This is a genomic window from Streptomyces sp. S063 (genome assembly GCF_002832675.1).
Lineage (GTDB): Bacteria > Actinomycetota > Actinomycetes > Streptomycetales > Streptomycetaceae > Streptomyces > Streptomyces sindenensis.
Genome location: NZ_CP021707.1, coordinates 3,454,329 through 3,474,384 on the forward strand (window position 1 = coordinate 3,454,329; position 20,056 = coordinate 3,474,384).

Genomic DNA, 20,056 nt, shown 5'->3' on the forward strand with positions numbered 1-20,056 from the left:
GCTTCAGTGAGCCCTTTTCCAACCTGCCGGTGGAGTTCCGGTGTTGGTCGGTGCGGGCTGTACGGAACGACGCTCTGTAGCGGAACTGTTCTCCAAGCCCTGCCTCGTCCGCTTCAAGACGGGTGAAGGTCTCCGCCGGTGCGCGGCCGGCCGTATCGCTCGACGAGGGCGTTGCCGATCGAGGCCAGGTGGTCCCGGACCCCAGGAGGGCCGGTCACCTCGACCCATTCGACCAGCCCGGAGAGCTCGCCGGCGAGGATGTACTCGTTGGGGCCGCGGATCACGACCTCGACGCGGCCGTCGGTCGTGGGACCTCCCACGTCGAGCCGGTCGCCGAGCGCCATCCGGAGCATGCCTGTCCCGTCGGGTGTGCATACCGCCTGGACCTCCAGCGGCGTTCGTTTGCGATCGACCTCTTCGGCGATCTCCTTCCAGCTCTCGGCAAGGTCGAAGTCCCCGGGCCGGTGCACGGGGTCGCCGGTCGGGTCGGCGGACGACACGCGGTCGATCCGGAAGACCCGTCGGCCGGTCTCGGTGTCGGAGATGAGGTACCACACGGGGCCTTTGGCGACGATGCCCAGCGAGTGAACGGTTCTCCGGGTTTCGACGCCTTTGCTGTCGACGTAGCCGAGCGACACCTGGACGCCGCTGATCACCGCGTCCTGGAGTTCGTCGAGGAAGCGAGGCGGCCGGCGCTCGATCCGGGTCGCCCCCCATCGCTGCGGGTCTACGATCAGCGACGCCGCCGCTGCCTCGGCCCGCACCTGGAAGGGCTTCGGCAGAGCATGGACGAGCTTGCGCAGAGCCGTCTTCATCGCCGGCGTCGTATCCGAGGCCGAGCCGACAGCCAGGAACAGGGCGCGTGCCTCACTGGCGGTCAACCCGGACAGGTCGGTACGAGCACCGCCCACCAGGCGCCAGCCGCCCCCTCGGCCCTGGACGGAGTACACGGGCACCCCGGCCATGGCCAGGGCGTCGAGGTCACGGCGGGCGGTGCGCTCGGAGACACCCAGCTCTCGGGAGACCTCTGCGGCCGTCACCTGCTCACGCCGTTGGAGCAGGAGGAGCAGGGCCACCAGCCGCTCGGATCGCATACCGACAAAACTCTCATAAAAACCGGTCATGGGGTGACCGGTTTGGGAAGCAGGGTGGCGGCATGCCCTCATCGAGAAGGTCGACCGCCGGCGAGCGCCCCCAGAGAGGAAATGCGGTGTTCCATCAAGCGGAATTTCCCGAGCCCACCTTCATCCAGGTCAACGGTGTGCAGCTCGAAGTCTTCGAGGCAGGCCGAGAAAACAAGGGCAAGCCCATCGTTCTCTGCCACGGCTGGCCGGAGCACGCCTTCTCCTGGCGTCACCTGATGCCCGTCCTCGCAGCGGCCGGCTACCACGTCATCGCACCGAACCAGCGGGGTTATGGCAACTCGTCCCGCCCGACCGAGGTGACGGACTACGACATCGAACACCTGACGGGCGACCTCGTCGCGCTCCTGGACCACTACGGCTACGAGGACGCCGCCTTCGTCGGCCACGACTGGGGCGCGTTCGTCGTCTGGGGACTGACCCTGTTGCACCCCGACCGGGTGAACAAGCTGATCAACCTGAGCCTGCCTTACCAGGAGCGCGGAGAAACGCCGTGGATCGAGGTCATGGAAACCTTCCTCGGCGGCGACTTCTACTTCGTCCACTTCAACCGGCAGCCGGGCGTCGCGGCCGCCGTATTCGATGCCCGTACCTCCCCATTCCTGCGCAACCTCTACCGGAAGAACGTGCCCCCCGCACCGCCTGAGCCGGGCATGGCATTCATCAACCTCGCCAAGGCGGAAACACCACTCGGTGAGCCCGTCATGAGCGACAGTGATCTGGCCGTCTACGTCTCCGCGTTCGAGACGTCCGGCTTCACGGGCGGCATCAACTGGTACAGGAACCTCGACCGCAACTGGCACCAACTGGCGGACGTGGACCCGATCATCAAGCAGCCCGCCCTCATGATCTACGGCGACCAGGACTTCGCGATGCCGAGGTTCGAAAGACTGGCCGAGTTCGTCCCCAACGTGGAAGTGGTCGGCCTGGACTGCGGTCACTGGATCCAGGAGGAACTGCCAGAAGAAACCAACCAGGTGATTTCTCAGTGGCTGGAACGGCAGGGCTGACGACCTCGTGCGTGGTGTGCGGTGGGACGCCGAAGGGGCCGGCGAGACTCGACCGCATCACGGAGGAGCTCGGCCGAACTCCTCGCGGCAGCCCCCTGCGCCCGCCGCGTACGCCAGCGGCGTACGGAGCGGTGGCCGCCGTCACCCGCGGAACGATCCCCCGGAGCCCAGGACGACGACTCGCCGCCCGTTACCGCCCTAGCGGGATGAACAACGGTCATCGACCCGCTGGAAGCTCTCCCCGCTGAGAGATCGGGGCAGGAACCGCATGCCGAAGCGCCTCCACCCGGACGGGACCGGATGGAGGCGCTTTTTCGCAGGTGGCGGGCTTGCACCCCGACCTGCTGTCGGTAGGCCGTGTGGGACTCGAACCCACAACCAACGGATTAAAAGTCCGCTGCTCTGACCAATTGAGCTAACGGCCCCTGCGACATCACCCCCCGAGCATAGCCCGCCCGGTCCCGGCAGCCGATCCGGTATCGGTCTCGGGCCCGTCGCGCCCGTTCCGGGAGTCCGGCGCGCGGGCCCGCGCGAGCGGGACGCGGGGGTCGGGAACAGCAACAGGGCCCGTACGTCACCGAGTCGGTTCGGTGGCGTACGAGCCCTGCCGGTCTGTCAGGCGGACCTGCTCGGCCGGTCATCGGCCGGGCTGGGGTCAGCCGTTGCGCTTCCAGCGCGGCTTGTCGTCGCGGCGGCCGAACGAGCCGGTGTTGGTGCCGGTGTTGGCGCCACGGTGGTCGTCACGGCGGCCGGTCGGGCGGTCGCCGCCACCGGAGCGGAAGCCGCCCGAGGGACGGTCGTCACGACGGTCACGGTTGAAGGGGCGGTCGCTGCCACCGGAGCGGAAGCCGCCCGAGGGACGGTCGTCACGACGGTCACGGTTGAACGAGGGGCGGTCGTTGTCACGACGCTCGAAGGAACGGCCACCACGGTCGTCCCGGCGGTCGTTGCCGCCGGAGCGGAAACCACCGGAGGGGCGGTCGTCACGACGGTCACGGAACGACGGACGGTCGTTGTCACGACGCTCGAAGGAACGGCCACCACGGTCGTCCCGGCGGTCGTTGCCGCCGGAGCGGAAACCACCGGAGGGGCGGTCGTCACGACGGTCACGGAACGACGGACGGTCGTTGTCACGACGCTCGAAGGAACGGCCACCACGGTCATCGCGACGGTCGTTGCCGCCGGAGCGGAAACCACCCGACGGGCGGTCGTCACGACGGTCGTTGCCTCGGTAGCCGCCACGGTCGCCACCGCGGTTGTCGCGGCGCTCGTAGTTGCCCCGCTCGTCGCGGCGCTGCTCGTCGCGGGCGGCCGGCTGCTCGGGCACGGAGACGGCGGCCACGAGGGCGGCCTCCGCCTCGGCGGCCACCTCGGCCACCGCAGCCTCGGGGTCGTCGCCCCGCTCGCGGGCGGCACGGGCGACCAGGCGGTCGGCCTCCTCGCGGAGCTCGACGGCGCGGCGCTGGACGCGCTCCAGCTGCTTCGTCAGGTCGGCGGCCTCGCGCTCGGCCTGCTTGGCGGCGTTGTTCGCGGAGTCGGCCTGGACCTCGGTGAGCGAACGGGCGCCGGTGATCTCGGCGACCTCCGGCTCGAAGACGCCCGCGCCCTGGACGATGTGGCGCGAGGCGTCGACGCCCGCGTCCTCCATCAGGCGGAAGATCTGGCGGCGCTGGTGCGGGAGCGCCAGCGAGACGACGACACCGGACTTGCCTGCGCGGGCGGTACGGCCCGAGCGGTGGAGGTAGTCCTTGTGGTCGCCGGCCGGGTCCACGTTCAGGACCAGGTCGATGCCGTCGACGTGGATACCGCGGGCGGCGACGTCGGTCGCGACGAGCGCGTTGACGTAACCCTTCTTGAAGTCCTCCAGGACCCGCGTACGGGCGCCCTGGGTCATGCCGCCGTGCAGTGCGTCGGCCTTCACGCCGGACTCGATGAGCTGCTCGGCGATGCGGTCGGCGCCCAGCTGGGTGCGGACGAAGATGATGGTGCGGCCCTTGCGGGCGGCGATGGCGGCCGTGACCGGCGCCTTGTCCTTCGGCTTCACGACGAGGACGTGGTGCGACATGGTCGTGACGTTGCCCTGGGCGCTGTCGACCTCGTGCGTGACCGGGTTGGAGAGGTAGCGCTTGACCAGCGTGCCGATCTCGTTCTCCATGGTGGCGGAGAAGAGCATCCGCTGACCGCCGGCCGGAACCTGGTCGAGCAGCTCGGTGACCTCGGGCAGGAAGCCCAGGTCCGACATCTGGTCGGCCTCGTCGAGGACGGCGACCTGGACGTCCTCCAGGGAGCAGGCGCCGCGGTTGATGATGTCGCGCAGCCGGCCCGGGGTGGCGACGAGGACGTCGACACCGCGCTCCAGGGCGTAGATCTGGTTGCCCATCGACGTACCGCCGCAGACGACCTTCATCTTCAGGCCGAGCACGTCGCCGTACGGCTGGAGCGCGTCCGCGACCTGCATCGCGAGCTCACGGGTCGGGGTGAGGATGACGGCGCGGGGCTTCTTCTTCTCGGTGCGGCCACCGGCCAGGGCGGCCAGGGTGGGCAGACCGAAGGAGAGGGTCTTGCCGGAGCCCGTACGGCCACGGCCGAGGATGTCCTTGCCGGCCAGGGCGTCCGGGATGGTCGCCGCCTGGATCGGGAAGGGGGTGGTGACGCCGTTCTGCGCGAGCTTGCGGACGATGCCCTCGGGCAGGCCCAGCTCGCCGAAGGTGACGGTCGGCTCGGCGGAGGTCTCGGACGCCTCGGCCTCGGACGCCTCGGCCTCGGGGGCCTCGGCAGCCACGGGGGCCTCAGCGGCCTCTTCGGTCTTCTCGGCGGCCGGGGCGCTCGCACCGGCGGGGGCCTCGGTCACGGCGGACTCGACCAGCTCGGCGAGCTCGGCGTTGTCGACGTTCTCGGGCATGACGGTGCGGTCAGAACTGGAAATTGACATGCGAAATGCGAAACCTTCCGGAGTCTCGGCACGCGCCCATAACTCCGTGATTCGCAATTTCGACCGCCTCAATGCGGTCCAGCCACGGCAAGGGAGAGTACGCGCCACACGGCGCTCTTCTGTGTCGGCGCCGGGCAATGGGATCAAACGATCTACCACCATACGCACTCTCACCCACCTTGCGCAAATCACCCTCCTTGTGGCCCCGGCTACACCGGCCCCACCTGCGGCGATGCCTCCGGCGTCCGCAGCGGCCCGCCCCTCTCCGGCCCGCCCAGCCCCTGGGCCCGGAACTGCGCGGCGGGCGAGGCCGACGGGGGCGGCTCCGGCGGATCGGTGGGCTCCGGATCGGGGTCGGGGTCCGGGTCCGGGGCGGGCGACGGCGGGGCCGGCGGCTCCGGGGTGACCGGCGGCGGCTCCCCCGGCCCCGGCGTCGAGGGCGTCGGCGTGGGCTGCGTCCCGGAGCCGCCACGGGTGGGCTGCCCGGGAGCGGCCGGTTCGGGGCGGGCGTCCTCGGGGGTGGCCGACGGCGCGGCACCGGAGGCGTCCGGTCGCGGGCTGCCGCCGGGAACACCCCGGTCCGAGTGAGGGTGGGCGCCCCCGCCACGCCCCCCGGACCGCCCGGAGCCGGGAACCGTGTCCCCGGCCGGATCGGCGGCGGAGCCCTTCGGACCGGCGGACCGCGAGGGCCCCGGGCCTCCGGCGCCGTCCTCGCCGACGCTCATACAGCCGGTGGACGCGGCGATCGTCAGCGCGGTGACGGCCGCCCAGCGGACAGGGGCGGGGAACTGGCGCACGAGGGGCACCTCCGGGGCGAGGGAGCGGGAGCGCGGCGAGGGGTGGAGCCCGCGACGCCGGAGCGAGGCTTCGCACCGTGCCCAACTCCCCCGACCCCGCCGGAGACACGCCCGAGACCCCAACGCCCCGTCACGCCACGCCGGACTCCCGGAGTCCGCGTCCCCGCGCCGGCCACCCAGGCGGACGCCCCGGACCGCACGGGCCGCACGGCCCCCACCGCGCGACGCCCCGCTACACCCCGAACCCGCCCGCCAGTTCCGCTCCCAGGAACACCGCGCCCAGCCCTGCCAGCAGGGACGCCAGCACCTGGGCCGCGGCCAGGAAGGCACGGCCCGTCTCGGCCAGGCGGAGCGTCTCGTACGAGAACGTCGAGTACGTCGTCAGCGCCCCGCACAGGCCCGTCGCCAGCAGGGCGTGCGCCGGGGAGGAGACCGCGGCGCCGGTCAGCACGCCGAGCAGCAGGCTGCCCGCGATGTTCGCCGTGAAGGTGCCCCACGGGAAGACGTACGGGACGCCCGGCCCCTGGTGCGCCTGCACCGCACGGTCCGTCAGATAGCGCAGGGGCGCGCCCACCGCGCCGCCGATCGCCACCAGCAGCCAGGTCACGCGGTCCGCCCCTCGTCCCGCGCGCCCCAGGGGTCCCGCAGGCCCTGGGAGTCCCGGCCGCCCCCGGGACCCCCCGCGCCCCGCGGACCCGGGCGCTCGCGCCGGTCCAGCCAGGTCCGCGTGGCCACGGCCGCCGCCCACACCGCTCCGAGCGCGGCCACCGCGGTCGCCACGGTGTACGCCATCGCCACCGCGACCTCCTGACGGACCAACAGGCCCGAGACGTCCGCCGCGTACGTCGAGAAGGTCGTGTAGCCGCCGAGCACCCCGACGCCGAGGAAGGGCCGCACCAGCGGGTGGGCCACCCGGCCCCGCTCGACGGTCAGCACCATCAGGACGCCGATGAGGGCGCAGCCGGTCACGTTGACGACGAACACCGTCCAGGGGAAGCCGCGGCCGGGCGTCGGCCACAGCACCAGCGCGCCGTACCGGGCGAGGGCTCCGAGCGCGCCGCCGGCCGCGGCCGCCGCCAGCACCCGGCCCTGCGGCGCGGACGGCGGGCCGGGCTCCGGCAGCTCCCGCGGTTCCCGCTCGCTCATCCGTACCCCAGTGCGTGCAGCCGCTCGTCGTCGATGCCGAAGTGGTGGGCGATCTCGTGGACCACGGTGATCTCGGTCTCCGCGACGACGTCCTCCTGCGTCTCGCACATCCGCAGCGTCGGGCCCCGGTAGATGGTGATCCGGTCCGGCAGCACCCCGGCGTACCACTCGCCGCGGTCGGTGAGCGGGGTGCCCTCGTAGAGCCCGAGGAGGTCGGGATCGCCGGGGTCCGGTTCGTCCTCGACGAACACCGCCACGTTGTCCATCAGCCGCGTCAGCTCCGGCGGAATCCGGTCCAGAGCCTGGCTCACCAGCTCCTCGAACTGTTCGCGCGTCATCTCCAGCACCCGGCCATTGTCCCGTACGGGGACGGGAACGGGCAGATGGCGACCGCGCGGCATCGCGGCGACCGGGTCCGTACGGACGCATGACCGGTGGAGCCGCCCGGCATGGCCGAGGCCGTACCGGGGCATACGGGCCCAATGGTCCGCGTCCCGTTCCGTGCCGCAGCCGACCGCGTCCGGCACCGCCTCAGCCAGCCCTTCCGCCCGGCGTCCCGGAGCCGTACCGCCGCCCCCGGGGCGCCCCGCGCGGCGGCCGCCGACGCCCCGCGGGCATCCCGCCCGACGGCCCCCGGCGACCTGACGGCCCCCGCCCGCAGTCCCTGGCTCCGCGCCCTCGGCATGCTCGCCGTCGTCGTGCTGGGGGCCTGGTTGGGGCTGCTCGCCGTGGGCTCCGTCCGTACGCCGGTCGGCCCCATGGACACCAACATGACGCTCCGCCCCTCCCTCACCGGCGGCAGCAAGATCAACGTGGCCCCGCTCGGCGCCCTGGAGCTGGACTCGCACATCGCGCCACTGCGGCTGGACGTGGACGTGGACCGCCTCGACCCCGAACGCTCCCAGGCCCTGGTCGACCAGCCGGAACGGTTCTCCGGCCTCCAGGACGAGGTCACCCGGGACGTCGCCGCCGGGACCAAGGAGCTGGCCGTGCGCTCCTGTGTCGCCGTGATCTCCGGCGCGACCGCCCTCGGCCTCGTCGTCTACCGCCGCCCCCGCCGCGCCCTGGCCGCCGGTGGGCTCGCCCTCACCCTGCTGGCCGCGTCCGGCGTCAGCGCGTACGCCACCTGGAACCCGAAGTCCGTCCTGGAGCCGAAGTTCTCCGGGCTGCTCTCCAGCGCCCCGTCCCTGGTCGGCGACGCCCGCTCGATCGTCACCGAGTTCGACATCTACCAGCAGGAACTGGCCCGCCTGGTCACCAACGTCACCAAGCTGTACGACGCGACCTCCACGCTCCCCGTCTACCAGCCCGACCCCGGGACCATCCGGGCCCTGCACGTCTCCGACATCCACCTCAACCCGGCGGCCTGGCACATCATCGCCTCGCTCGTCGAGCAGTACGAGATCGACGTGATCATCGACTCCGGCGACACGATGGACCACGGCTCCGCCGCCGAGAACGGCTTCCTCGACCCGATCCGCGACCTCGGCGCGCCCTACGTCTGGGTGCGCGGCAACCACGACTCGACCGTCACCCAGGACTACCTGAAGAAGTTCCGGAACGTCCGCGTCCTCGACGACGGCAAGGCCGTGAACGTCGGCGGTCTGCGGATCGCGGGCACCGGCGACGCCTCCTTCACCCCGGACCGGACCGCCCCGGTCGGCGGCAAGGCAGCCGCCCAGCTCGAAGGCGCGCGCCTGGCCTCCGCGCTGCGCGACCAGGAGCGCGCGGGCACACCGGTCGACATCGCCGTCGCGCACGACCCGAACACCGCCCGGGAGACCGACGGCACGGTCCCGCTGGTGCTCTCCGGCCACCTCCACCGCCGGATCAACGAACAGCTGAAGCTCGGCACCCGGCTGAAGGTCGAGGGCTCCACGGGCGGCGGCGGACTGCGCGCCGTGCAGAACGAGAAGCCTGAGAAGGTGCACGCCTCGGTGCTCTACCTGGACCGTTCCACCCGCCGCCTCCAGGCCTGGGACGAGATCACGCTCGGCGGTCTGGGACTGACGACCGCCGAGGTCAGCCGCCACCTCCCGGAGGAGAACCTGAAGAAGGACTCCTCCGTCCCGCCCTCCCCGTCGCCGTCGTCCGCGTCCTCCCCGCCCTCCGCGACCCGCTCCCCGGGCCGCCCGACCCCATCGCCGTAAACCGTTTTGGCGATAGCTCCACCCATCCCATATGCTTCTCACGTCCCCGACGCGCTGCAAAGCGAACCGGCGGGCCAATAGCCCTCATCGTCTAGTGGCCCAGGACGCCGCCCTTTCAAGGCGGTAGCACGGGTTCGAATCCCGTTGGGGGCACGTTTCACCGTGTGCGAGACTTGTTTCGCGCATTGCTTGGTCCTGTGGAGCAGTTTGGAGTGCTCGCCACCCTGTCAAGGTGGAGGCCGCGGGTTCAAATCCCGTCAGGACCGCTTGCAGCCCCAGCGGCTGCGTGGCTGGGTAGCTCAGTTGGTACGAGCGATCGCCTGAAAAGCGATAGGTCGCCGGTTCGATCCCGGCCCCAGCCACTTCTCGAAGGCCCCGTCCCCTGGACGGGGCCTTCGCCGTGTCACACCTTCTCGGTCTCCGCCGGCTCCTTCTGCTCCACCGGTACGTCGGTGTCGCGCCGCCGCCAGGTCCGTACGCCCAGGACCAGCAGCGCCACGAGCACCACCGCGACCAGCGCCACCCCGTCCGGCACCCGCTCGCCGAGCTTCTGCGCCCACTGCTCGACCGCGAACGAGTCGTCGACCCCGAGCAGGCCCGGCAGCGCGGTCGTCCCGTCGTAGACGAGGAACAGCGCGCCGAGGCCGATGAAGAACAGCCCCGACAGCAGCGACGTGGTGTGCAGCTCGAACCGGCCGAGCCGGACGGCCCGGCCGCGCAGCCAGGTGCGGCGGCCGAGGTCGAAGCGTTCCCAGAGCAGGGCGAGGAGGAAGAGGGGAACGGCCATGCCGAGCGCGTACACCGCCAGCAGCAGGCCGCCGTAGACCGGGCTGCCGCTCACCGCCGCGACGGTCAGGACGCTGCCGAGGATGGGGCCCGCGCAGAATCCGGCCAGGCCGTAGACCGCGCCCAGCGCGTAGACGGAGAACGCGGTGGTGGGGCGGATCCGGCCGCTGAGCTCGGCCATCCGCCGGGAGGCGAAGCCCAGGCCGACGATCTGCGCGAGACCGAGCACGATGATCAGCCAGCCCGCGCCGGTGACGAGGGCGTCGCGGTGGCCGTAGAACAGCCGCCCGGCGTACGAACCGGCCGCGCCGAGCGGCACGAGGGTGGTGGCGAGCCCGGCGTAGAAGATCCCGGTACGGGCCAGCAGCCGGGAGGCGGAGTCGATGGAGTACGCGAAGAACGCCGGCAGCAGCAGCGCGCTGCACGGGCTGACCAGGGCGAGCAGCCCGCCGAGGAAGGCGGCGAAGTAGCCGATGTCCGCCGTCACTTGGCGGGCTCCCCGGCCTGGCCCGCCGCCCCCGTGGTCTTCGCCTGCTCGGCGGCGGCCTCGATGGCCCGGGTGAACGTCTCGTCCGGCTGGGCGCCCGCGATCGGGCGGCCGTTGATCAGGAACGACGGGGTGGACGTGGCGCCGATCCCGTACCCCTGCTCCTGGTCCTTCTTGACCGACGCCCGGGCCGCGTCGCCGTCGAGGTCCTTCATGAACCGGTCCAGGTCCTTCACCCCGGCCTGCTCGGCGAGCGCCTTCACCCGGTCCTTGCCGAAGCCCTGCTCCTTCGCCCCCTCGGCGTACGCGGCGCGGTGGAACTCCCAGAAGCGGTTCTGCTGCCCGGCGGCCCAGGCTCCCCGGGCGGCGTTCTCGGACTCCTCGCCGAAGATCGGGAAGTTGCGCCACTCGATGCGCAGCGTGCCGTCCTTCACGTACTTCTCGATCAGCTCCGGCTCGGTGTCCCGGGCGAACTTGCCGCAGTAGCCGCACTTGAAGTCGGCGTACTCGATCAGGACGACCGGGGCGTCCGCGGGTCCGATGGCCAGCTTGTCGTCGGCGTCCCGGCGGGCGAGCTTCGCCAGCTCCGGGTAGACGCCCTCGTTCGGGTCGGTGGAGACCTCGGCGGCGGGGCCGGTGGCAGTGGTGTCCTTCGAGGCGGTGTCGGGGGAGGTGGCCTTGTACGAGGCGAAGCCGAGGAGACCGGCCGCGACGACGACCACCGCGCCGTAGACGAGGGGCTTGCGCCTGCTCGCGGACGGCGAGGAGGGCGAGGACTTCGGGTTCTTGGGCGTGGGCATGCGGCACTCCGTGCTGGTGATGCGGGAGGAAGGGCGGACGGTGCGGGGCGGGCCGGGGCCCGCCGGACGCGTCTACACCCGCAGCACGGAGAGTTCGACCGGGGTCGGGGTGTACGGGACCGGGGCGCGGGCCCGTATCCCCGGCGGCGGCTCGGTCGGCAGCGCGCCCGTCGCGGCGGGCAGCCCCCACGGCGCGAGCCCCGGCGCGTGGTCGTGGACGGACCGGGCGCGGGAGGGGACGGCGGGCTCACCGCCGTGATCACGGAGCTTCCCGCAGCCGGGCACCGGGGCGCGCTCGCCGTGGGCCTCGGCCACGGGGGCGTGGATCTCGGCCTCGGCCGCGAGGGTTTGCGCCTGCGTCACGTGCGCCACCGGCACGGAGAAGGCCCCCGCCCCGGCGGCCGCGGAGGCCGTGGGCCCGCACAGCAGCCCCAGCACCACCGCGAGCAGCGCCGTCAGGCTCCACCACTGGGTACGGGACACGTGACCGGGCCTTTCTCGCGTGATCGGCGGTGACGAGGCGTTCGACTGCCCGAAATGGTACGTGCCGCGTGACGCAGCCCGCGCGAAATGAGGTCGCCACTGGCCGGGCCCGGGTGAGATCCTGGGATCCGTATGTCTACTTCCTTCGCCGATCTCCAGTCCCAGCTCGGTCAGCTCTCGCTCCGCGACGCGAACCGGCTCGGCCGGCGCCTCGAAGGAGCGCGCCGCATCCGCAAGCCCGAGGCCCGCCAGTCCGTGCTGGACGAGATCGCGGCCGAGGCGGGAAAGGCGGCCGACCGGCTCGCGGCGCGCGCGGCCCGGCTGCCCGCCCTGTCGTACCCGGAAGAGCTGCCGGTCAGCCAGAAGAAGGACGAGATCCTGGAGGCGATACGCGACCACCAGGTCGTGATCGTCGCCGGGGAGACCGGGTCCGGGAAGACCACACAGCTCCCGAAGATCTGCATGGAGCTGGGGCGCGGTGTCCGGGGCATGATCGGGCACACCCAGCCCCGCCGGATCGCCGCCCGTACGGTCGCGGAGCGCGTCGCGGACGAGCTGAAGACGCCGCTGGGCGAGACCGTCGGCTGGAAGGTCCGTTTCACCGATCAGGTGAACCCGGAGTCGACGTACCTGAAGCTGATGACGGACGGCATCCTGCTCGCCGAGATCCAGACGGACCGCGAGCTGCTGGCGTACGACACGATCATCATCGACGAGGCCCACGAGCGGTCCCTCAACATCGACTTCCTGCTCGGCTATCTGGCCCGGCTGCTGCCCCGCCGCCCCGATCTGAAGGTCGTCATCACCTCGGCGACCATCGACCCCGAGCGGTTCGCGCGCCACTTCGGGGACGCCCCGATCGTGGAGGTCAGCGGTCGGACGTATCCGGTGGAGGTCAGGTACCGCCCCCTCCTCGAAGAGGACAGCGACGACTCCGACCGGGACCAGATCACCGCGATCTGCGACGCCGTCGACGAGCTGGGCCGCGAGGCCCCCGGCGACGTCCTGGTCTTCCTCTCCGGTGAGCGGGAGATCCGGGACACGGCGGACGCGCTGAACAAGCGGAACCTCAGACACACCGAGGTGCTCCCCCTCTACGCGCGCCTCTCGCACGCCGAACAGCACCGCGTGTTCCAGCGCCACACCGGACGCCGCATCGTGCTCGCGACCAACGTCGCCGAGACCTCGCTGACCGTCCCCGGCATCAAGTACGTGATCGACCCCGGCAACGCCCGTATCTCCCGCTACAGCCACCGCACCAAGGTCCAGCGGCTGCCGATCGAGCGGATCTCCCAGGCCAGCGCCAATCAGCGCAAGGGCCGCTGCGGCCGTACGTCGGACGGCATCTGCATCCGGCTCTACTCCGAGGACGACTTCGTCACCCGGCCGGAGTTCACCGACCCGGAGATCCTGCGGACCAACCTGGCCTCCGTCATCCTCCAGATGACCGCCGCCGGGCTCGGCGACATCGAGAAGTTCCCCTTCATCGATCCGCCGGACCACCGCAACATCCGCGACGGCGTCCAGCTCCTCCAGGAGCTGGGGGCGCTGGACCCGGCGGAGAAGGATCCGAAGAAGCGGCTCACCCCGCTCGGGCGCAAGCTCTCCCAGCTCCCCGTCGACCCGCGCCTGGCCCGCATGGTCATCGAGGCCGACAGGAACGGCTGCGCCCGCGAGGTCATGGTCATCGCCGCCGCGCTCTCCATCCAGGACCCGCGTGAGCGGCCGGCGGAGAAGCAGACGCAGGCGGATCAGAACCACGCCCGGTTCAAGGACGAGACGTCCGACTTCCTGGCGTACCTGAATCTCTGGGCGTACATCCGCGAGCAGCAGAAGGAGCGCGGCTCGTCCTCGTTCCGCCGGATGTGCAAGCAGGAGTACCTGAACTTCCTGCGCATCCGGGAATGGCAGGACATCTACGCGCAGCTGCGGACGGTCGCCAAGCAGATGGGCATCACCGTCGAGGAGCCCAAGGCGGAGGCGTCCGTCCCCGAGCAGGCGGTGCACACCTCGTTGCTGGCCGGGCTGCTGTCGCACATCGGGCTGAAGGACACCGAGAAGAACGAGTATCTGGGCGCGCGGAGCGCCAAGTTCGCGATCTTCCCCGGCTCGGCGCTGTTCAAGAAGCAGCCCCGGTTCCTGATGTCGGCGGAGCTGGTGGAGACCTCCCGGCTCTGGGCGCGGGTCAACGCCAAGGTCGAGCCCGAGTGGATCGAGCCGCTCGCCCAGCACCTGGTGAAGCGCACCTACAGCGAACCGCACTGGGAGAAGGACCAGGCGGCGGTGATGGCGTACGAGCGGGTCACCCTCTACGGTGTGCCGATCGTCGCCCAGCGCAAGGTCAATTTCGGACGTATCGACCAGGAGGCCTCGCGGGATCTGTTCATCCGCAACGCCCTGGTCGAGGGCGACTGGCGCACCCACCACCAGTTCTTCCACGACAACCGCAAACTCCTCGGCGAGGTCGAGGAGTTGGAGCACCGGGCCCGTCGCCGCGACATCCTCGTGGACGACGAGACGCTCTTCGACTTCTACGACCGGCGCATCCCCGAGCACATCGTGTCCGGGGCGCACTTCGACTCCTGGTGGAAGCACAAGCGGCGTGAGGAGCCGGACGCGCTCGACTTCGAGCGCTCCATGCTCATCAACGAGAAGGCCGGGGCCGTCACCAAGGACGACTACCCGGACTCCTGGCGGCAGGGGAAGCTCAAGTTCAAGGTGACGTACCAGTTCGAGCCCGGCGCGGACGCGGACGGTGTGACCGTGCACGTGCCGCTCCAGGTGCTCAACCAGGTCACCGCCGAGGGCTTCGACTGGCAGATCCCGGGGCTGCGCGAGGAGGTCGTCACCGAGCTGATCCGCTCGCTGCCGAAGCCGATCCGCCGGCACTACGTCCCCGCGCCGAACTACGCGGAGAAGTTCCTCGACCGGGCGGTCCCGCTCCAGGAGCCGCTGCCGGTCACCCTGGCGCGCGAGCTCCAGCGGATGGTCGGCGTCCCGGTCACGGCGGACGACTTCGACCTCTCCCGCGTCCCGGACCACCTCAAGATCACGTTCCGGATCGTCGACGAGCGGCGGCGGAAGGTCGCCGAGGACAAGGATCTGGAGGCGCTGAAGCTCAAGCTGCGCCCGAAGGCCCGCCAGGCGCTCTCCAAGGCGGCCGCGGCGACCGCGGGGCCCACCGGGGAGTCCATCGAGCGTTCGGGCCTCACGGACTGGACCATCGGCACGCTGAACAAGGTCTTCGAGACCCGTCGGGCCGGTCAGCCGGTGAAGGCGTACCCGGCCCTGGTCGACCAGGGCGACACCGTCGCCGTACGGCTCTTCGACACCGAGGCCGAGCAGCAGCAGGCGATGTGGCGCGGCACCCGGCGGCTGATCATGCTGAACATCCCGGTGAACCCGGCGAAGTTCGCGTCGGACCGGCTGAGCAACCAGCAGAAGCTGGCGCTGTCCCGTAATCCGCACGGTTCGGTGCAGGCCCTCTTCGAGGACTGCGCGACCGCCGCGGCCGACCGGCTGATCGCCGCGCACGGCGGGCCCGCGTGGGACGAGAAGGCGTTCCGGACGCTGTACGACAAGGTGCGCGCGGACCTGGTGGACCTGACCGTCCGCACGATCGACCAGGTGCAGCAGATCCTGGCCGCGTGGCAGGCCTGCGAGCGCCGGCTGAAGTCGACGAACAGCCTGGCGCTGGTGGCCAATGTCGCGGACGTGCGGGCGCAGCTGGCCCGTCTCGTACCGTCCGGTTTCGTTACGGCCACGGGGCTGCGCCGGCTGCCGGACCTGATGCGCTATCTCGTGGCGGCGGACCGGCGGCTCCAGCAGATGCCGACGGCCGTCCAGCGGGACACCACGCGGATGGAGAAGGTCCACGAGATGCAGGACGAGTACGCCTGGCTGCTCGAACAGTTCCCGCAGGGCAGGCCGGTGCCGCAGGAAGCGCTGGACGTCCGCTGGATGATCGAGGAGCTGCGGGTGAGCTACTTCGCCCACGCGCTGGGGACCGCGTTCCCCGTGTCGGACAAGCGGATCGTGAAGGCGATCGACGCGCTCGCGCCCTGACGCGGGGCGCCGGAGGGGCCCGGGAGGCGGGTGACGGAGTCACCACCAGGAGTGAAGTCGACCTGGGCCTCCCACCTCCTGTACAGTCTGGTTTCGCAGCAAGCCGCAAGGCAAGCGGCGAAAACCTGGTCCTGTGGAGCAGTTTGGAGTGCTCGCCACCCTGTCAAGGTGGAGGCCGCGGGTTCAAATCCCGTCAGGACCGCAGTAGAGGAAAGCCCGGATCGTTTCGATCCGGGCTTTCTCGCGTCTTGACGGCTCCGTCCGCCGCGGGTACCCCGGAGGAGCAGAGGCCGTATCCGTACCCCCGGCGCTGCTCGCGGGCGGGGGACGGCCGGGACCACCGGGAGGTGGCTCGTATGTCCGCGTCCACAGCACGACACGAGACCCGCGCGCTGTTGCGCGCCCATCTGGCGGCCGCTTCCGCCTACGGCCATCTCACCCGCCACTGCGCGGTCTGCCATCGCCTCCTGCGGCTCGCCATGGAGCCTGGGGCGGCCTCGGAGCCCGAAGGAGCGGCCGAGGCCGCCACGGCCCCCGCCGGCGCCCCCGCCGCTCCGGAGAACGCCCCCGGGCGGACGGTCGAGAACACCGGGCGTCCGGTCGGGAACGAGGACGAAAGACCCCCCGCGACACGACCATCGGCCGGGTGACTCCGCGTTCGCACAGTGGCACGCTCGTAGTTGGCAAGCATCAGGCGATGTGACGGTAGTCACCGAAAGAGTTTTCAGACCGGGGGATTTTACGCCTCCCCTACAACTGGTGAATTTAATATGTGCAATTGCACGGGGTTCGTGGAGTTGCGGAGACCGTTCCGTCCGGGGCTGTCCCACCGCGTCCGGGACGCTCACCCACACTCCCGCACAGACCCGCTCACAGACTCACGAACGCCCCCGTCGCCCCCCTGAAGCCGACCGACCGCCCGGTTCTGACCCCGGGTCGGTCCGGGCGCGGGAGCGGCCGGGAGAGCGCTGCCCAGGGGCCGTCCGGGCGGCCCGGGGGCCGGCCGGAGAGGCCTCGTCCGGGCACAAAAAGATCGCGCTGGACCCGGCGGAGTCCAGCGCGATCGATACGACGAAACCCGTGGAACACAGGTATGACGCCCGTTGGGGCAGGCGTCCGTCGAGTGGAGCTATGGGTGGGCGACTGGGGTTGGGGGACCTGGCAGCTGCCCGGATGTTGTGCTGTGCTGCGGTACTGCTGTGCTGCTGTTATTGCTGGTCGGCAGGGGTGTGTCAGGCCTCGCTGCGCTGCTGCGGAATACCCGCAAGCAGTGCGCGGACCTCTGCCTCGCGGTACCGGCGATGTCCACCGAGCGTGCGGATGGACGTGAGCTTGCCAGCCTTGGCCCAACGGGTGACCGTCTTCGGGTCCACGCGGAACATCGTGGCAACCTCAGCCGGGGTCAGCAGCGGCTCGGCATCAGGGGTGCGAGCGGTCATGAGCGGCCTCCTCGGGAGAACCGAACCTTCTCGGTTCTTTCCTCTAAATTCTGCACCTTGACCCGCGTTGCCCGAAATGGCGGACGCGGGCCGAGTCGGTTATAGGACGAACGGCTTGTCCTCGGCACTACAACTACACCATCCGTCCAGCCACGTCGGCCAAACCGATGGAATTGCCCTCCCAGGTGTTCATCAGCGACGGAAGCCGATGGACCATGCCATAGCGGACAGTCACGCACCAGTGACGATCAGTCACAGAGTGAGCAGGAGTCGTCAGACCCCCCATAGAGTGCAATGTCGAGCATCCTGCCCTTACTTGGACAGAAGGAGCCCTCCCCGGACTCCTTGTCCTATTTTGGCATGAGGGTTAGGGATAGACGCAAGGGCCCCGTTAGTGCTGTCCATCACGCTTGAGGCAAAGGCCCGGTTCGGGACGTAGGTCCCGAGCCCCGTGACGTGCACCTCTGCCTCACCCGTCCCATGAGACCTCACGTGTCACACGGAACACCGGTTCACAGAACACCGGTTCACGGATCACCCGTCGGTTCACGGTCCGTCCGTGCCGCCTCCTCCCTCCTTTTCGCGTCCCGGCCCTTCGTCCTGGATGAAGGATGCCCCGGTTCCGTCGCGTTGATGCCGCTGTGGGCCTTTTCACGTCAATTGGTGAATTGGCGGTCCCGGACCGCCCGCCAGCGCTCGGCGAGCCGCGCGTACGCCTCCCCCGCGCCCTCGCTGTCGCCGTCCCGCAGCGCGGCGAGCCCCTCCGCCACATCCGCCGCCGACCGGTCCCCGGCGAGCCGGTCCGCCGGCAGCGCGTGGACGAGCCCCCCGTAGTCCAGCTCGACCAGCGAGCGCGGATGGAACTCCTCCAGCCACCGCCCCACGTCCACCAGGCCTTCGGTGAGCGGCCCTTGCGGAGCGCTCTCCCGCAGCGTCCGCAGCGCCCGGGCCAGGCGGCGCCGTGCCTCGACCATCGGGGTCCGGTACCGCAGGACGGGTCCCGCTCCCGCACCGTCGGCCGCCGTGTACTCCCGCTCCTCGTCGTGGAAGAGGACGAACCAGCGCACCGGGACCTGCCACACCGTGGTCCGGATCCACGGCCGCGCGTCCGGGTGGAGCCGCCGCCAGCGCTCGTGGTCCGCCGCCGCCTGGCCGCGCACCACCGCGGGCAGCACGGCGTCGAGCACGTTGGCCGGAAACATGCCCCCCAGCTCCTCCAGGGCCAGCCAGCCCCGCAGCCGGGTCCGCCACGGGCAGACGCACACCACCCCGTCCAGCTCCGTCACGAACGCGTCGCCGCTCTCGTGCACGGGCACCGCGACCGGCGGCGTCGACGCCAGGTCGGCCAGCGAGCGGCGCAGTTCGTCCTGGGCCGTGGGGAGCTCCTCGCGCTGGGCGTACCGCGCCCAGTGGCTGCGCTCCGGCTCGGCGAAGGCGGCGAGCGGCTCGTAGATCCGGAGGTAGGACGTGTAAGGGACGCGCACCGAAGACACCACCGACATGGAGCGCATCGTGCCACGGCCGCGCAGGCCCTGGAGGGTGATCCTTCGCGCGGGGGCAGATACGCGGCGGCGGAGGACTTACGCTCTTGCCCATCGGACCGGCCGTGCCGGTCGGTCCGGGGCCCTCCCCACCCCTAGGAGGGCCTCCGCCGCTTCGTTCTTTGGGAGTCACCACAGTGACCGATGTGACTAGCGGGCACGTTGACGTACTGCAGACCCTGTTCCACTCGGATCAGGGGGGCCACGAGCAAGTCGTGATCTGCCAGGACCGTGCCAGCGGCCTCAAGGCCGTCATCGCCCTCCACTCCACCGCCCTGGGCCCCGCCCTCGGCGGCACCCGCTTCTACCCGTACGCCTCCGAGGCGGACGCCGTCGCCGACGCGCTGAACCTGTCGCGCGGGATGTCGTACAAGAACGCCCTCGCCGGCCTCGACCACGGGGGCGGCAAGGCCGTCATCATCGGCGACCCGGAGACGGTCAAGAGCGAGGAACTCCTCCTCGCCTACGGCCGGTTCGTCGCCTCGCTCGGCGGCCGCTACGTCACCGCCTGCGACGTCGGCACCTATGTCGCCGACATGGACGTCGTCGCGCGGGAGTGCCGCTGGACCACCGGCCGCTCCCCCGAGAACGGCGGCGCGGGCGACTCCTCGGTGCTCACCGCCTTCGGCGTCTTCCAGGGCATGCGGGCCTCGGCCCAGCACCTGTGGGGCGACCCGACGCTGCGCGGCCGCAAGGTCGGCGTCGCCGGCGTCGGCAAGGTCGGCCGCCACCTCGTCGAGCACCTGCTCTCCGACGGGGCCGAGGTCGTGATCACCGACGTCCGCGAGGAGTCGCTGCGCGCGATCACCGACCTGCACCCCGAGGTCACCGTGGCGGCGGACACCGACGCCCTGATCCGTACCGAGGGGCTGGACGTCTACGCGCCGTGCGCGCTCGGCGGCGCACTGAACGACGACACGGTCCCCGTGCTCACCGCGAAGGTGGTGTGCGGCGCGGCCAACAACCAGCTGGCACACCCGGGCGTGGAGAAGGACCTGGCCGACCGGTCGGTTCTCTACGCACCGGACTACGTGGTCAACGCCGGTGGCGTGATCCAGGTGGCCGACGAGCTGCACGGGTTCGACTTCGACCGGTGCAAGGCGAAGGCGACGAAGATCTTCGACACCACGCTGGAAATATTCGCACGTGCGAAGACGGACGGGATTCCGCCGGCCGCGGCGGCCGACCGGCTCGCCGAGCAGCGGATGGCGGAGGCGCGCTCGCGCTGACCCGGTGGCCGCCCACGACCGGCCGACCGGCGAGACAAGACTCACGCCG

The 20,056-nt window shown here is 71.0% G+C and carries 16 protein-coding genes and 5 tRNA genes; 9 read left to right on the top strand and 12 right to left on the bottom strand.

What is annotated here, in order from left to right; genetic code table 11:
- Positions 1 to 113: 113 nt before the first annotated feature.
- Entirely contained in the window at positions 114 to 1,094 is a 981-nt protein-coding gene (locus tag CCZ36_RS15725) for a helix-turn-helix transcriptional regulator (RefSeq protein ID WP_128817900.1), read from the bottom strand.
- A gap of 116 nt (positions 1,095 to 1,210) precedes the next feature.
- Between CCZ36_RS15725 and CCZ36_RS15730 the strand changes: the two genes are divergently transcribed.
- Positions 1,211 to 2,152, top strand: coding sequence for an alpha/beta fold hydrolase (locus CCZ36_RS15730; protein WP_128817901.1), 942 nt, complete (start codon positions 1,211 to 1,213; stop codon positions 2,150 to 2,152).
- Positions 2,153 to 2,503: 351 nt separating this feature from the next.
- Here CCZ36_RS15730 and CCZ36_RS15735 read toward each other — a convergent pair.
- The 6 genes from CCZ36_RS15735 to CCZ36_RS15760 form a co-directional block, all read right to left on the bottom strand.
- A tRNA-Lys gene (locus CCZ36_RS15735) sits at positions 2,504 to 2,577 on the bottom strand.
- Between the two features lie 230 nt (positions 2,578 to 2,807).
- On the bottom strand, positions 2,808 to 5,054 hold the full coding sequence (locus tag CCZ36_RS15740; protein ID WP_128817902.1) for a DEAD/DEAH box helicase: 2,247 nt from the start codon (positions 5,052 to 5,054) through the stop codon (positions 2,808 to 2,810).
- Between the two features lie 239 nt (positions 5,055 to 5,293).
- Positions 5,294 to 5,881, bottom strand: coding sequence for a hypothetical protein (locus CCZ36_RS15745; protein WP_128817903.1), 588 nt, complete (start codon positions 5,879 to 5,881; stop codon positions 5,294 to 5,296).
- A 232-nt stretch (positions 5,882 to 6,113) separates the two neighbouring features.
- The gene (gene crcB / locus CCZ36_RS15750; protein ID WP_069740101.1) at positions 6,114 to 6,488 is read right to left on the bottom strand and encodes a fluoride efflux transporter CrcB; all 375 of its coding nucleotides are present in this window, start codon (positions 6,486 to 6,488) and stop codon (positions 6,114 to 6,116) included.
- Positions 6,485 to 7,027, bottom strand: a complete 543-nt coding sequence (locus tag CCZ36_RS15755; RefSeq protein WP_128817904.1) for a FluC/FEX family fluoride channel — start codon at positions 7,025 to 7,027, stop codon at positions 6,485 to 6,487. The genes crcB and CCZ36_RS15755 overlap by 4 nt, the downstream gene beginning before the upstream one ends.
- Entirely contained in the window at positions 7,024 to 7,374 is a 351-nt protein-coding gene (locus CCZ36_RS15760) for a metallopeptidase family protein (RefSeq protein ID WP_006125792.1), read from the bottom strand. The genes CCZ36_RS15755 and CCZ36_RS15760 overlap by 4 nt, the downstream gene beginning before the upstream one ends.
- 135 nt (positions 7,375 to 7,509) lie before the next feature.
- On the opposite strand from CCZ36_RS15760, the gene CCZ36_RS15765 reads away from it, so the two are divergent.
- The 4 genes from CCZ36_RS15765 to CCZ36_RS15780 all read left to right on the top strand — a co-directional run bounded on the left by CCZ36_RS15765 (position 7,510) and on the right by CCZ36_RS15780 (position 9,539).
- On the top strand, positions 7,510 to 9,177 hold the full coding sequence (locus tag CCZ36_RS15765; RefSeq protein ID WP_128817905.1) for a metallophosphoesterase family protein: 1,668 nt from the start codon (positions 7,510 to 7,512) through the stop codon (positions 9,175 to 9,177).
- 80 nt (positions 9,178 to 9,257) lie between these two features.
- Positions 9,258 to 9,330, top strand: a tRNA-Glu gene (locus tag CCZ36_RS15770).
- Between the two features lie 38 nt (positions 9,331 to 9,368).
- Positions 9,369 to 9,443, top strand: a tRNA-Asp gene (locus CCZ36_RS15775).
- A gap of 22 nt (positions 9,444 to 9,465) precedes the next feature.
- Positions 9,466 to 9,539 (top strand) — tRNA-Phe (locus CCZ36_RS15780).
- Positions 9,540 to 9,580: 41 nt separating this feature from the next.
- On the opposite strand, the gene CCZ36_RS15785 is transcribed toward CCZ36_RS15780, so the two are convergent.
- The 3 genes from CCZ36_RS15785 to CCZ36_RS15795 all read right to left on the bottom strand — a co-directional run bounded on the left by CCZ36_RS15785 (position 9,581) and on the right by CCZ36_RS15795 (position 11,733).
- Positions 9,581 to 10,450: a cytochrome c biogenesis CcdA family protein gene (locus CCZ36_RS15785; protein WP_069740104.1), complete on the bottom strand. Its 870-nt coding sequence runs from the start codon at positions 10,448 to 10,450 to the stop codon at positions 9,581 to 9,583.
- The gene (locus CCZ36_RS15790) at positions 10,447 to 11,250 is read right to left on the bottom strand and encodes a DsbA family protein (protein ID WP_069740105.1); all 804 of its coding nucleotides are present in this window, start codon (positions 11,248 to 11,250) and stop codon (positions 10,447 to 10,449) included. Before CCZ36_RS15790 ends, CCZ36_RS15785 begins: the two co-directional genes overlap by 4 nt.
- A gap of 72 nt (positions 11,251 to 11,322) precedes the next feature.
- Positions 11,323 to 11,733 (bottom strand): hypothetical protein, encoded by a 411-nt coding sequence (locus tag CCZ36_RS15795; protein WP_128817906.1) that lies wholly within the window; start codon positions 11,731 to 11,733, stop codon positions 11,323 to 11,325.
- Positions 11,734 to 11,865: 132 nt separating this feature from the next.
- On the opposite strand from CCZ36_RS15795, the gene hrpA reads away from it, so the two are divergent.
- From hrpA to CCZ36_RS15810, 3 genes are all read left to right on the top strand, one after another.
- Positions 11,866 to 15,798, top strand: a complete 3,933-nt coding sequence (hrpA, locus tag CCZ36_RS15800) for an ATP-dependent RNA helicase HrpA (protein ID WP_128817907.1) — start codon at positions 11,866 to 11,868, stop codon at positions 15,796 to 15,798.
- Between the two features lie 127 nt (positions 15,799 to 15,925).
- Positions 15,926 to 16,000 (top strand) — tRNA-Asp (locus tag CCZ36_RS15805).
- A 154-nt stretch (positions 16,001 to 16,154) separates the two neighbouring features.
- On the top strand, positions 16,155 to 16,448 hold the full coding sequence (locus CCZ36_RS15810) for a DUF6274 family protein (RefSeq protein ID WP_128817908.1): 294 nt from the start codon (positions 16,155 to 16,157) through the stop codon (positions 16,446 to 16,448).
- Between the two features lie 582 nt (positions 16,449 to 17,030).
- Here the strand turns inward: CCZ36_RS15810 and bldC are convergent.
- Together bldC and CCZ36_RS15820 are read right to left on the bottom strand one after the other, a co-directional pair.
- Positions 17,031 to 17,237, bottom strand: a complete 207-nt coding sequence (gene bldC, locus CCZ36_RS15815) for a developmental transcriptional regulator BldC (protein ID WP_003949541.1) — start codon at positions 17,235 to 17,237, stop codon at positions 17,031 to 17,033.
- Positions 17,238 to 17,893: 656 nt separating this feature from the next.
- Complete coding sequence (locus CCZ36_RS15820; RefSeq protein WP_128817909.1) at positions 17,894 to 18,739, bottom strand: hypothetical protein; 846 nt, start codon at positions 18,737 to 18,739, stop codon at positions 17,894 to 17,896.
- Positions 18,740 to 18,915: 176 nt separating this feature from the next.
- On the opposite strand from CCZ36_RS15820, the gene CCZ36_RS15825 reads away from it, so the two are divergent.
- Positions 18,916 to 20,007 (top strand): Leu/Phe/Val dehydrogenase, encoded by a 1,092-nt coding sequence (locus CCZ36_RS15825; protein WP_128817910.1) that lies wholly within the window; start codon positions 18,916 to 18,918, stop codon positions 20,005 to 20,007.
- The last annotated feature ends 49 nt before the right edge of the window (positions 20,008 to 20,056 follow it).